Annotated in this window: 7 protein-coding genes and 1 pseudogene; 4 read left to right on the forward strand and 4 right to left on the reverse strand. The window is 68.4% G+C overall.

Annotation, left to right across the window (positions count from 1 at the left end; all coding sequences use genetic code 11):
- The first annotated feature begins 4 nt into the window (after window positions 1–4).
- The 3 genes and pseudogenes from OG379_RS00890 (at window position 5) to OG379_RS00900 (ending at window position 4,297) form a co-directional block, all read left to right on the forward strand.
- Window positions 5–1,528 carry an FAD/NAD(P)-binding protein gene (locus OG379_RS00890; RefSeq protein WP_405658220.1) on the forward strand — a complete coding sequence of 508 codons (1,524 nt, stop codon included), beginning with the start codon at window positions 5–7 and terminating at the stop codon, window positions 1,526–1,528.
- Window positions 1,529–1,682: 154 nt separating this feature from the next.
- Window positions 1,683–2,299, forward strand: a pseudogene (locus OG379_RS00895) (SDR family NAD(P)-dependent oxidoreductase).
- Window positions 2,300–3,388: 1,089 nt separating this feature from the next.
- Window positions 3,389–4,297 (forward strand): terpene synthase family protein, encoded by a 909-nt coding sequence (locus OG379_RS00900; protein WP_405658222.1) that lies wholly within the window; start codon window positions 3,389–3,391, stop codon window positions 4,295–4,297.
- 69 nt (window positions 4,298–4,366) lie between these two features.
- Here OG379_RS00900 and OG379_RS00905 read toward each other — a convergent pair whose 3' ends face one another.
- The 4 genes from OG379_RS00905 to OG379_RS00920 form a co-directional block, all read right to left on the reverse strand.
- Window positions 4,367–5,557 carry a hypothetical protein gene (locus OG379_RS00905; RefSeq protein ID WP_405658223.1) on the reverse strand — a complete coding sequence of 397 codons (1,191 nt, stop codon included), beginning with the start codon at window positions 5,555–5,557 and terminating at the stop codon, window positions 4,367–4,369.
- 291 nt (window positions 5,558–5,848) lie between these two features.
- The gene (locus OG379_RS00910) at window positions 5,849–7,009 is read right to left on the reverse strand and encodes a wax ester/triacylglycerol synthase domain-containing protein (protein ID WP_405668355.1); all 1,161 of its coding nucleotides are present in this window, start codon (window positions 7,007–7,009) and stop codon (window positions 5,849–5,851) included.
- A 546-nt stretch (window positions 7,010–7,555) separates the two neighbouring features.
- Entirely contained in the window at window positions 7,556–9,763 is a 2,208-nt protein-coding gene (locus OG379_RS00915; RefSeq protein ID WP_405658226.1) for an MMPL family transporter, read from the reverse strand.
- Between the two features lie 906 nt (window positions 9,764–10,669).
- Entirely contained in the window at window positions 10,670–11,053 is a 384-nt protein-coding gene (locus tag OG379_RS00920; RefSeq protein ID WP_405658228.1) for a hypothetical protein, read from the reverse strand.
- A 1,259-nt stretch (window positions 11,054–12,312) separates the two neighbouring features.
- Here OG379_RS00920 and OG379_RS00925 point away from each other — a divergent pair.
- On the forward strand, window positions 12,313–12,813 hold the full coding sequence (locus OG379_RS00925; protein WP_405658231.1) for a hypothetical protein: 501 nt from the start codon (window positions 12,313–12,315) through the stop codon (window positions 12,811–12,813).
- The last annotated feature ends 33 nt before the right edge of the window (window positions 12,814–12,846 follow it).

The raw sequence follows: 12,846 nt of genomic DNA on the forward strand, positions 1-12,846 counted from the left end.
TGCGATGCGTATCTGTCTGGTGGGCGGGGGCACGGCTGCGGCTTGTCTCGTCATGGCCTTGGCCCGCGCGCTCGGCTCACGCGACGTCGACCTCGTGATCGTGGAGCCCTCGGACCGGCTGTGGCGCGGCAGCGCCTACCGGATGGACCGTGACGAGATCGTGGTGAACGCGCCGGCCTCCATGATGACGCTGGTCCCCGACGACCCCGGGCACGCGCAGCGCTGGCTCGCCCGCGAGGACGGCAATGGTGCTCCCCGCCCCTGGACGCAGGAAGTCTTCCCACCGCGGCACGCTTATGGGCGTTATCTCGAGGAAAGCCTCTCCCAGACCCTGGAAGGTCTGACGGCCGCCGGCTGGCGCGTGACATGGCTGCGCCGACGGGCGGTGAGTGCCGCCTCCGATGGTGACAAGGCGGTGGTGGGGCTGGACGACGGGGGCAGCATCCGTTGCGACCACGCAGTGCTGTGCGTCGGAAACCCCTCCGGCTACGACCCCTATGAACTCGCCGGTCACCCGTCCTACATTCCCCGGCCCTACCCCGTGGCGTCAGCTCTGGGCAGCGTTCATCCCTCGGCGTCCGTGGCCGTCATCGGCTGCGGCCTCACCGCCGTCGACACCGTCCTCGGATTACGGGCCCAACGGCACCAGGGGCGCATCACGCTGCTTTCCCGGCACGGCATCCTGGCCGCCGTGCGCCGCCCACGGCAAGCCGGCCGGCCCGCGGTGCTGACCCCCCAGGCTGTCCGAAAGCGCCTCGAGAGCCCGTCACCACCCCTGCGGTGGGAGGAGGTAGCCGCTCTGGCTCGGGAAGAAGCACTCCTCGCCGGGGCCACACCGGGCCAGATCGCCGCCGAGCTGTCCATCGCGGACTGGGGGGTGAGACGACTACGCCGACAACTCGCCGACCGGGCTCACGTACAAGACATCGACTGGCTCCAGGTCACCACCTGGGCCCTGATCACCACCGTGCACGACTGGTGGCCCGCTCTGGCCCCCAGCGACCGCAGGAGGTTCTTCCGCCGGTACCACCGGCTGTGGGCCAGCTTCACTTCCCCCATGCCCGCCGCGACCGCCCGCACACTCCTGGAGATGGCCGACAGCGGCCAGCTCCACATCCTGCGTGGGCTTGAGGACGTCACATCCGCCGATCAAGGATTCGTCGTCAGGGCACACGACCGTGCCATGAGGGCCGACGTCGTGATCTGTGCTGCGACGGCGGCATCGGCGGCCCGTCCGGCCGCACCCGCAGGTGCCCAGGAGCTGACGGACTCACTGATCCGCAACGGCAGCGCGCAGCATCACCCCGACGGTGGACTGCGCGTGGAACCGGAAACGGGACGACTCCTCGGCCAGGGCGGCAGACCCCAGCAATCACTTCTCGCCCTGGGCCACCTCACGAGCGGCACCCACTACTACATCTCCGGCATACCGATGCTCGTATGGCGCAGCGAAGCTATCGCCAAAACCCTCACGACCGGCACACCGACCAGCGCAGCACCGACACCACCCAATCTGCTCGCCCCCTGACCGCACCGACCGGCTTCGCGTCTGTCCTGAAGGGACGCCCGCTCTGGCCGGCGAGGGGGCGTCCGCTGCCTCTCGCTTCCACCGATATCTCACCGGTTGGGCGTGGCTCTACGAGGCCGGCGGCGTGGCATCCGTCCCGGGCTACGACCGCACTATGACACCTGCAACCGCATCCGCCGCAACATCCGACTCCATCAAGTTCGCTGGGAAGTTCGCCCTCGTCACTGGAGCCACGCGAGGGGTGGGCCGGGGAGACCGTGGCGCTCCTCCACGCCCGCGGCGCCCAGGTCGTCGCCCTCGACGTCCGCCCCGACGTCACGAATCTGGAAGAGGAGTTTCACAATGATGGCGGTCAACGCCCGCGGCTCCTTCTTCTTCGCCCGCGAGGCATTCCGGGCCATGAAGAGCCGCGGCGGCGGCGCCATCGTCAGCACCGGCTCGTACGCCTCCAACGTCGCCCTGCCCGAGGGCGTCGCCTACAGTGCGTCGAAGGGAGCTCTGGCCCAACTGACCAAGGTACTCGCCGTCGAGGGCGGCCCCCTGGGCATCCGCGCCAACCTCGTGGCCGCGGGCGTCATCGAGACGGACTTCCTCGACACGATCCGCCCCGACAGCCGCGCCTACCTGGCGTCCTTCGCCACCGCGCAGCCACTGGGACGTGTGGCGCAGCCCGAGGAGATCGCCGAGGTCCTGTGCTTCCTCGTCTCACCCCGCTCCAGTTTCGTCACGGGAGCCGTGGTCGCCGCTGACGGCGGTTACACCGCGATCTAGTTGTATTGACCCGCAGGGGTGTTCACACGGCTGATGGGTGGGTGTCCGCCGACTGTCGACCACGTCGCCCTGGGTGGCCACAGCACCTGCAGCGGACAGCCGATGCGCCGGCCCTGTTCCTCGTGCTCCCGATCGACTCCAAGGCCGGACCTGTAGTCCTCGCACATCGCGTGCACGGTGGCCAGATCGTGGACCGCGCGCCAGTAGTCCTCATAATCACCGACGCCCGTCTTGTCGGGGTGGTGTACCAGACATCAGGGCCGGCGCTGATGATGCCTTCGGCATGCTTGTCGGTCTGCCCGAGGAAGGATCAGCGCCGACCGGAGCGGGTGGCAGAGCGGAGCGGGCGCACCGGCAGCCCGGATCGCTCAGCGCTGGGTGTCGGTCGCGGGGCCGGCTTTCGTGCACACCTCGTGCTCCAGGTCGGGGCGAGGCTTACCGGTATCATTCGCGTACTGGGCGACAAAGTTCTGCATATTGCGTGTCAGATCACGCCACGCCCTCCACGCTGTTTCCTGAGCCACAGCCTGCGCCGGGGTCAACGACTCACCCGGAGGCGGCCCGAACCGCTCCCGCAGCTTCTCTACATGGCCGTGCGCCTCATCCACCGCGCGCGCTGCTTCTCGATCAACTCTTCCAAGGTGTATCCCACAGCTTCGAACACTAGCCGCGGCCCACCATCTGAAGCGCTCGCTCATAGCCGGCGACAGCGAACGCGGCACACCACCACTTGGCAAAGAGAAGGAAAGGCTGACACCCCGCTGCTGCCTTTGAACCTTCGCTTCCAGCCGACGACTCAAGCAAACAACCGACTCGGAGATCCCCGTTTGCCTGCACCTGCTGGCGGGGCCCGTGACTGCGGGGGCATCCTGTGATCACGGGGCCTTAATCAATACCTCTTAAATCCGCTATCGGGCGCGCGCCCGACGTGTCCTCAACGCTCCCGGAGCGAGCGATCGAGGAACGGCACGACCTGGCGGCGTGGGATGCGGTGATCGGTTACCGGAATGGGTGTTTGCCGACGGCCGCTTCAGCTCCTCCCGCAGAGATTGGCAAGGGACGGTTCAAGCTTCTGCCAGGATCGGGTGCATGTCTGACAGTGCGTCCACGCCTCAGCGCATCACTACTGTGCTGCGGTGGGCCCGCGGCGAAGGTCTGGTTGCTGATGCACATGCCGAGCGCCGGCTCCTCGCCATGCGTCTGGAGGTTTTGGCCGGGCGAGCTTTGCCGCGGGCCGGTGCCGCCGACGTGATGCTGACGGCGCAGTGGGCAGCGTTCATCTGCTGGGTGGACGACCACATCGACCGCCAGGGTCTTGGCTCCCGGCCGGGTGAACTCGAGGGTTTCACCGCTCCGCTGCGGAAGGTACTCGAGCACGGCGGGCAGCATCCGCCGACGGCCCCGCACGCGGTGGTCCTGTGGAATCTGTGGCGGCGCACCGCACCGGGCATGTCAGACCGGTGGCGCGCTCGCTTCGCCTGTGCCTACAACGACTTCCTCGACGCCAGCGAACAGGAGGTGGCTCTACGGCGTAGCGGGGTGCGGCTGCCGTTGTCGATGTATGTGCGATTGCGGCGACGCACGATCACCTTGCTGCCCATGCTTGCAGTCCTGGAAAGCACCGGCCGCGCGCCGATGGTGGAGGGGCACGGCGTGGAGGCCAGACTGCGGGGCCTGGGCGGGGCGGTAGCCGATGTGGCTGGGTGGGCAAATGACCTTGCGTCGTACGCCAACGACATCGCCGCGGGCCAGGACAATCTGGTGGCCGTCATCGCGCGTGAGGACGGCTGCTCCACCCTCCGCGCCCGGGCACGGGTGACCGCGATGATCGAGGAACGCAGAGAGGGGTTCCGTACCGCCGCCGCCGCGCTGCGCTCGGATTGCGCTGTCGCGGCCGGGAACAACAGTGCGGTGGGCTGCTATGTGGACATGGTGGAGACGTTCATGGCCGCCACGCTGCACTGGCTGGCTGTCACCGGCCGCTTTGTCACGCCCTGACCCCCCTGGTCCTGCAGCCTTTGGCTGTGGACAGGACGCGGCAGCCGGCCCTGGCACGGACGGGTGGCGTCAGAGGCTGGGCGACTTGCCGGTCGGGAGAGTTTCGGACGGATCGCCGGATCCATTGTGGCCAGTGCCCGTAACGCGGGGAAGGAGTGCGGCCATCGCGAAGACGGTGGTGAGATAGGACGAGCCGAAGTAGACGGGGAAGCGGCCCATCCGGTAATACGCAGCGGCCGGCCAAGACCCGTCCGCGCACTGTGCGGCCGCGAGCCACGTCCGGTGCCGGTCCTGACCGGCGCTGAGCCCGAGGTGGTCGGCGGCCAGGGTCCGCAGAGCGATATCCAGAGCACTGACAGGCACACGCACCGCAGCGGCGGTAGCTTCCAGTTCGGCAAGGGCTTGCCGGGCGGGAGCGGCCAAGACCTGCGCGCTGGCCGGGAAGCGGGAGCACAGACGCGCGACGGCGTAGAGGAAGGCATCGGGCGAAGGGTAGTAGCGGGTGCCCGCGAGGTAGCGCCCCGAGTTGAGATGTTCCTGGAGGTAGTGGGTCGTCGCGTCGATCACCGCTAGGGCTTGCCCGGTGACCGGCTGGGGTGCCATCTGAACGGTGTAGAGGGCGTTCGTGCAGGCCACAGCGTCGTGCTTGCGCCCGCGGCGCAGTGTCGACGGCTCTTTGCCGTCCTCCCAATAGACCATGAAAACGTCCCTGTGCACGCACGGGCTGAGAGGGTGTGCAGGTTCTGCGACCCGCGGTGCGGAGCTCAGGAGCTCGTGCACTCCTCGGTCCAGGCCGGCGTCAGTCAGCAGGCCGTGGTCGTAGAGGGCGCCGGTCGCCAAGGCCGTGCAGTCGGTGTCTGCGGGAAAGCCGCCGATGCCGGGGAAGAACCGATAGCGCTCGCCCCATCGGCACGTCTGTACCTGTGTGGCCAGTCGCCTGGCGAGCTGCCCAGTCACGCCTCGTTCGCCCCGGGGTGTGAGCGTTGGAAGGAGCACCAGCGACACCATCGCTGAGAACGCCTCCCCTTGGAGATCGAAGCCCGGGTCTACCCCGAGGCGGCTTCGCAGGACCCCGCGCGCGAGAGAGCCGGGAAAACTCTGCCCGAACTGGGGATCGAGGGATAGCAGCGCTGGAGGAGCTCCGGCTGGCCCGACTGAGCCGCTGACGAATTCCAGTGCCCGGCCGACCGCATCCTGTACCGCAACTGCCGTCACCGGCGCGGTCCGCGGCGTTGTGGTCCCGGCCATGAAGACCGTCATGTCCTGTTTCCTTCCGAAGGATGCGGGAGAGCCCGCAACCGGTGTTCATTCGGCACGGCACGGGAGCACGAGGCCGGTGCGACCCCGAGCCCTCTGACGCGGTTGCGGCCCGCAGGCGGGCCGGGCGGGTGGCGTCCTCGCCTCAGCCGGGTTTGTCAGCATCACGGCCGGGATGATCCCCCGGCGCGATCGCGTGGCGGGCCGGGACGCAAACGTGCGGCAGCCTGAGAGGGGTGGCCGGGGCGGCGGATGCCACAAGCAGGACGCGGGCGCCCTGCTGGACAAGGCAGCTTATGGGCGCGGTGTGCTTGGGCCGGGTGTTGTCGCTGCCCGGGCGGCTGCTTCCTGCTGATCGCCCACAGGGTTGGGCGTTGTCATGGGGACGGGCGCCTGGGCCTCGCTGACAGCTTGCTCCCAGTGCGTGGCCAACTCGTGGAATGAAGGCAGCGCTCTGTTGGTCAGGAAGTGCGTGGTGGTGATGCCGTTGTAGCTGCACGCGAGGACGGAGGCGGGGTGGTTGCGGGGAAGCCAGGTGAAGGGCTGGATGTGGGTGACCGGATCGCTCTGGTAGTGGAGGGGCCGGCGGACGGCAACGTAAGAGGTGTCGATGACCGCGCGCGAGGGGGTGGTGAGCCGGTCGGCCAGGGCGCGGCCGAGGCGTGTCGGCGTTCTGTCGAGGATGGTGCGGGTGGCTTCCCGTCGAAGGGGGCTCTTGGGCCCTTGGGTGGCGGCGATGACCGCGTCGAGGCGGGCCTGGTGGGTGGGTTCGTGACTGGGCAGCGGGACGGTGGCGTAGGCGAACAAATTGCCAGGGCGGCCTGCCTCGTGGGCCCGGCGCAGGTTGGCCATCATCACTGCGGGTACCGGCCGGCCGACTCCCCGGGCCCAGTATGAGTGGGCCCAGGTCCGCACGGCGGTTGCCAGGGCGGCCAGGAACGCGTCGTTGCCGCTACCGCCACGGGCTGCACCCATGTCATGCAGAAGATGGGTGGGGACGCTGGCCCAAGTGCTGATGCGGGAGTCGTCCAGAACGTGGGCCGGATCGTTCCAGATGTTGTTGTGGGCCAGGGCTGTGAGCATCCCCCTGAGGGTGGAGGCACAGGCGCGTGGCCCGGCCACAGGATTCGTGCCGGTGGGGGCATGAGGGAGTACGGCGCCGAAGAGGTTGTAGAGGACGTTGATGACGGCTGCGCCGTCCTGGCCGGAGTGGTGGGCGCGGTAGCACAGCGTGTACTGGTGTGCGGCGTGGCCGTGCAGGAGCCACAGGTCCCACAGCGGGCCACTGGTCGGGAGAGGCTGGGTGAGCAGATCTTGCAGGACTGCGTCGAGACTGTCCTTGCCGGGCACGAGTTCGCGTTCTCGGATGCGTGGCTGGAGATCAGGGCGCGGATCGTGAACCCAATGCGCCCTCAGCCCGGCGCCCTGGAGGTGATGAGTCAGGCAGGGCAGCACGGAAAGACGGTCGCCCACATGCGCGCGAAGGTCAGCAAGCGCCGGCGCCGTCCCCTGAAGATGTAGGGCGGCACCGATGGTTTGGGACAGCCAGGGCTGCTTCTGGGCCATGTCATGCATGGTCAGGTCCATGAGGCTGGGGCGGGTGGAGATCACCACGAAGATCCTTATCGGAGTGGGTCGGAGGTCCGGCACACAGGGCACTGGTTCCGTTCGGCGCTGTGATGACGAGCGGGTTGCGCTCGTCCGTGAAGGAGTCGGTGACAGCGGAAGGTCCCGCAGAAGGCCGGGGAAGGAGTCTTCGACCAGGCCTCGCAAGGTATTGACGATGGCTCCAACACGGGTGCGAGAGCTCGGTCGCGCGACTGCAGAGCCGAGCGGTCAGCGGATCCGCCGCCAGCCCCGGTGGTCCAGTGGACAGGGCAAGGGCGGCGGGCCGGTCTGCTGGGACAGTGCTGCCGGAAAGGGGGGCAGGATTTCGGATCCAGCAGGCCCTGACGCGGCGAACGACACGTGCGGGCGCCTGCAAGGGGCAGGGACCAGTAGTCACAGGTGCTCCGCGACGGGTGCTGTGAGCGGGTGAGCACTGGTGTCGGTGGCGCTGAGGGAGTGATCTGGCCGTGTGTGAGGTGCTGCTGCGGACGCCTGCCCGTCGTGCGCGCTGATGCGCTCGTGCAAGCGGCGCATCCACGGCGGCGCCCACCAGTTGGCGGAACCGAAGAGAGCCAGGGCCGCTGGGACGAGGATCGGCCGGATGACGAACGCATCGACCACAATGCTCAGGGCGCAGCCGATGCCCACCATCTTCAGCACGGACAGTGGAGACGCCGCCAGCGCCAGCAGCACCGTGATCAGGATGATCGCGGACCACGAAATCGTACCCGCGGTCTGGCGTGTGCCCTCGACGGCAGCAATGCGGATGTCCCGGGTGAGGAGGTACTGCTCGCGGACCCGTGAGAGGAGGAACATCTCGTAGTCGGTCGCGAGCCCGAAGCACACACAAATGATCACGATGACGACGGAGGGATCGAGGTAACCGGGCGCAGTGACGTCACCGAGCAGAAAGGCCGCGTTTCCATCCTGGAAGACGGTCACCAGCACTCCCATGCTGGCGGTGAGGCCGAGTCCTGCCAGAACCAGAGCCTTCACCGGCAGCAACACACTGCCGGTGAACAGGAACAGCAGCACGAAGGTGCTGGCAGCCATCAAGCCCAGCCCCAAGGGAAGCCGCTCCGAGAGAGCAATCAGGGTATTGACCCGGTCCGCCGTGCCGCCCACCGCGGTGACCGGCCCCGGCGGGGCCAGGGCCCGGAGACGGGCCAGTGTGTCGGCGGCCGCCTCACTGTCCGGTACGTCGATGGTCTCCACCCGCACCGCGGTGCGTCTGGACGGGCCGGCGCCGGCCACCACCGTGGCATGTGCCACGCCTTGAGTGCGGGCTACGGTCCCGGCGTAGGCTGCGGCTCTGCCGCCCTCCACACCGGAAGACAGCAACAGCCACACAGGATCGACCTGGCGCAGGTCGAAGCGCGTACGCGCCTGCTCCGTCGCGACCCGCACCGGTGAGGAGCCGCGCATCATCCGCTCATCCGACACGGTGAACGTCGCGTGGGCGAAGGGTGCGGCCAGCGCGCAGAGCACGACCACCAGCGGCACCGCCCACCTCCAGGGCCGGTTGGTGGCTGAGGCTGCCAGCCTGCCCCATCCATCACTCCGCGTGCGGGACGGCCGCCGCCGAGGGAGGAGAAACCGGTCCCCTCGCTGACCGAGCACCGAGATCGTGCACACCACCACGATCACCGCGCTCACCGCGGCAAGGGTGACCACACTCAGAGCCACGTAGGCCAGCGATGACAGGGCGTAGACGGGAAAGAACAGCAAAGCCAGTAGGGCCGCGCCGATAGCGAGCGCGGAGTAGATGACCGTGCGGCCGGCAGTGCGGACGGTTACATCGAGGGCGTGGTCGCGGTCACGGCCAGCAGCGCGTTCGCTGCGGTAGCGGGTCAGAAGGAACAGACTGTAGTCGACGGCGAGACCGAAACCCAGGGCGGTTGTGAGGTTGAGCGCGAACGTACCCACCGGGACGACCAGGGTGAGTAGCCTCAGCAGAGCCAGGCCGACGGTGACGGCCACCGCACCGACCGCGACAGGAAGCAGAGCCGCCGCCAGAGAACGGAAGGCCATGACCAGGGCCAGGAAGGCCAGCGGGACAGCAAGGAGTTCTGCGCGCAGCAACGCGTCCTGCGAGCTATGGATCAGCTCGTCCTGGATCAGCGCCTGACCTCCCGCGCCCACGTTGAGCCCGTCGGTACGGGTCACGTCATCGGCCAGGTAGCGGGCGGCCGCAGCAGCTGCACGTTCCGAACCGGAGATCTGCACGAGCACCAGCGCTGTGCGGCCGTCCTCGCTGAACAAGGGGGGCGAGGGTGAGGTCCACGGATCGGCCGTCAACGTAACTGCCGGATGCGCGCGGACCCGAGCCACCAACGCCTTCCCGGCGACGGCCGCCGACCCGGAGCGCACCGTGATGCGGTTATGCACCGTCAGGATGAGGTTGGCGTCGGCAGGAACACGGAAGTCTGAGGCAAGCACGTCCACCGCTCGCTGCGTCTCCGCGTCCCGGTACTGATACCCGCCCGCCGACAGCCGTTCGGTGGCATCCGCTGCGACCACCGCCGACACCACCATCACGATCCCAAGCGCGGCCAGGAACCAGACGGCATGACGCCGCAGCACTCCCGGCCACGCGCGCACCCAGCTGCCTGGAGTGCCTCGGCGCCCGACGAGACCTCTCATACCGCACCCGCCCCGGCAGCAGCAGTCTTACCCACGGACTGCGGCCACCCACGGAGCCGGCGCACATGCCAGCGCGACACCACTAGGACGTCCAGGTCGTTCCAGGCGCGGGCCTCGTCAAGGGTCACCCACTGACCGAACCGCATCATGAGGCAATCGGCCTTGCGCTGTGGGGGGTCGCCGGCTCCCGGTGGGAGAACGCGGCCCACGACAACCAGGGCTCCCCTTTGACAACGGCCGCCCGCAGGCTCGCCATGATGCCCCCCAAGGGGTCGTTGATGTGCTCGCTTCCCCGCCGCTCGGCCCGATGACCATCACCGTTTGTGATCACAGCAATGTGACGTGGCGATGTGGGCACAACTGCTCCTAGATCCGACGGCTGACCTCGGAGTCTGCGCCAGCCCACCAGCGCCACACACTCCAGATCCCCCTCGGAGCGGCATACTTCAGCCTTTTGAAGGGCTCACAGCGGCAAAGGTTGACGCTTGCCCACCACCAGCACGTCCGCACCCTGCACCGCCACGCACGCTCCTCAACCATCGGCCGTGCCTCCGACGATCCCGGCTGCTTGCCACACGCACCCCCACCATCCAGTCACCTTCACACTTGCAAGATCAAGGCGACTTGCGGCCAGCCCCCAGAAGGCGTCAAAACCCCGTGGCGGCACTCGCTCTGACGAAGCCAAGGTCGAGCGCGGCAATGTGGAAGGCGGTGGGCTTGTCGCCGCGACACGCCATCAGCAGAACCTCACGCCTCAGATCGCGCAGGCCAGACGGGTATGAGCAGCTTCTGCGCTGCCGGTCCCCAGCTGCGGGCTTGACGCCTCTCGGAGGAACGTGCCGGCGTGACTCCCAGCAGACGGGGTCAGCCCGTCGCGTTCGAGCAGTCGACCCAGGCGACGAGGTCGGTACTGAAGTCGGGATCGTTCACGTGAACGACGCCGAACCTGATGTGCTGTCCTTGGGACAGGGGCTTGAGGCAGTCGATCGGGCTGCCTTCGTGCCAGGTGCCGTCGGTGTCCTTCCACGGCACGGCGCCGAGTCCGAAGCTCTTCCCCGGCTGTCGACCGTCAAGGGAGATCCCGAACTTGTCTCCCTTGATACCGACTGCCGAAACCGTGCCCTGGAACACCTGCGGGGTCGCAGTATCCGTCTGCAGCGTGTGGCCAATCCCGACTCCGACACCGGCGACCACCAGGCCCGCGACTATCAGCAGCGCCGGCTTCGACTTGATCCTGCGTATGTCCATCCGCGCAACATACGTCGATCCCGTCACCGGCGTGCCTGGTCGGCGTGACGAGCGTGCGCCGTCCTGAGCCCGAACACCTGGAAGTTGACCGCGACGGCAGGCTAGCCTCACCTCCCCCTGGGGTCCTGGCCAGCACACGGTCCGGGCACCATGCGGCGCGACGGGCCTGGCCGGACGTGGCGCTGACCTGGCACGGCACGCCCGGCGGGACGCCCTGCCGTCGCACCTGCGGACCTGCCAGTGCCGGGAGCGGGGCTGCTGCTGGCACCGGCGCCACCGCGGCTGCCACGGTCCGGTCCGGCTCGCCCTCACCGGCGAGCGCGGCGGCCGCCGGTGGCGTCTGGCCGACGTCTGCACCGCCTGCCGCCACCTCACACACGGCCCTTGTCCCCGAGAGCACGCCCGGATCCCTCGCGTCAGCGCCGGCGCGCCGGAGGGATCCAAGGCCAGGACGCGGCACGGCCGCTGAACACGCCGACGCACAGGCACGCGTGCGCCGGACGCTCACCTGTCTCGTCTCGGCCCTTCCCTGATCCTGCTCCCCCGGGGCCCGGCTGGTGGCCTTCCAGTGCGCTTTGCACGCGGACCCGAACGGCGAGGTTTGCCTGCTGCGCGGCATGCGGCTGCACCAGCGCGCAGATCTGTGGGACGAGCTGGAGTACGCCGGCTGGCTTCGCCGCGGCGCACGCAGCCGGGTTCAGGTGCGGGCCCACCTGCTCGACGCGGCCATGCAGGCCAGCCTCGGCGCACGCAGCGCGCCCGATCCGCCCACTGGGCGCTACAGCCGCTTCCCCATGGCACCGTACGAGCTTGGAGGACGAGGTCCTGTGGGAGTTGTCTCACCTGTCTCGAATCAGCGGGCACCTGACGACTAAGCAACCCAGGACCCGCACACTCAGCGCGAGGTAGAAAGATCACTCTCGTTGCCCATGAGGGTTCGCTCCAGATGAACTGACACTAACCACCCCCGACGGCGAAACAGAGCTGACCACCACCCACGAGCACCCCTTCTGGTCACCCGGCCAGAACCGATGGGTCGCCGGCCAGCAAACTCACCATTGGCGCCACGCTTCTGACCGATGACCTCACCACCGTTACCGTCGAGGCGAGTCGACCCTTCTCGCAGCACGCAGGCACCTACAACCTCACCTGCGCCTTTCTCTGGCTGCTTCTGACCTGCCTAGCATCGTGGCGGCCAAGTACTGTTCAACGGAGGGGTTTTGTCTGCCCGGGGGACGTGCAGCGCTGAGGGGGTTGGGGTGGATCTGGAGGCTTTGGCGGCACTCGCTACGGCGGGTGGTGCGGCTCTGGTGTCGGCGGCCGGGACCGATTTGTGGGAGGCCGTTCGTTCTCGGATCGCCCGGTTGACCAGCCGGGGTGACGGCGAGGCCGAGCGGGTAACGCTGGAGCGGCTGGACCGCACGGCCGCCGAACTGGAGTCCAACGACACCGACGCGAATGGAGTAGTGCGTTCCCGCGGCCGCCTGCAGAACGAGTGGACGGTGCGCCTGTCCGATGCCTTGGACGCCACCGATGGTCCGGAGCGGGATGAGCTGGCCGACTACCTGCGAGAGCTGGCTGCTGCCGTCGCACAGCTTGGGCCCGCTGCCGCAGGTGGCACGGCGACAGCCGGTGACGGCGGTTTTGCAGCCGCTGGGGATGTGACCATCCGTGCCGAGCACGGGGGCTACGCCGCCGGCGTTCAGAACTTCGGGGGCGCGCCCGCAAACCCTACGCAGCCCGGTCAGTCCGGGCCCTGACCCAAGACGCCTCCACAGCGGATGTTCATCCGA

This window comes from Streptomyces sp. NBC_01166, from assembly GCF_045039765.1.
Taxonomy (GTDB): Bacteria; Actinomycetota; Actinomycetes; order Streptomycetales; family Streptomycetaceae; genus Streptomyces.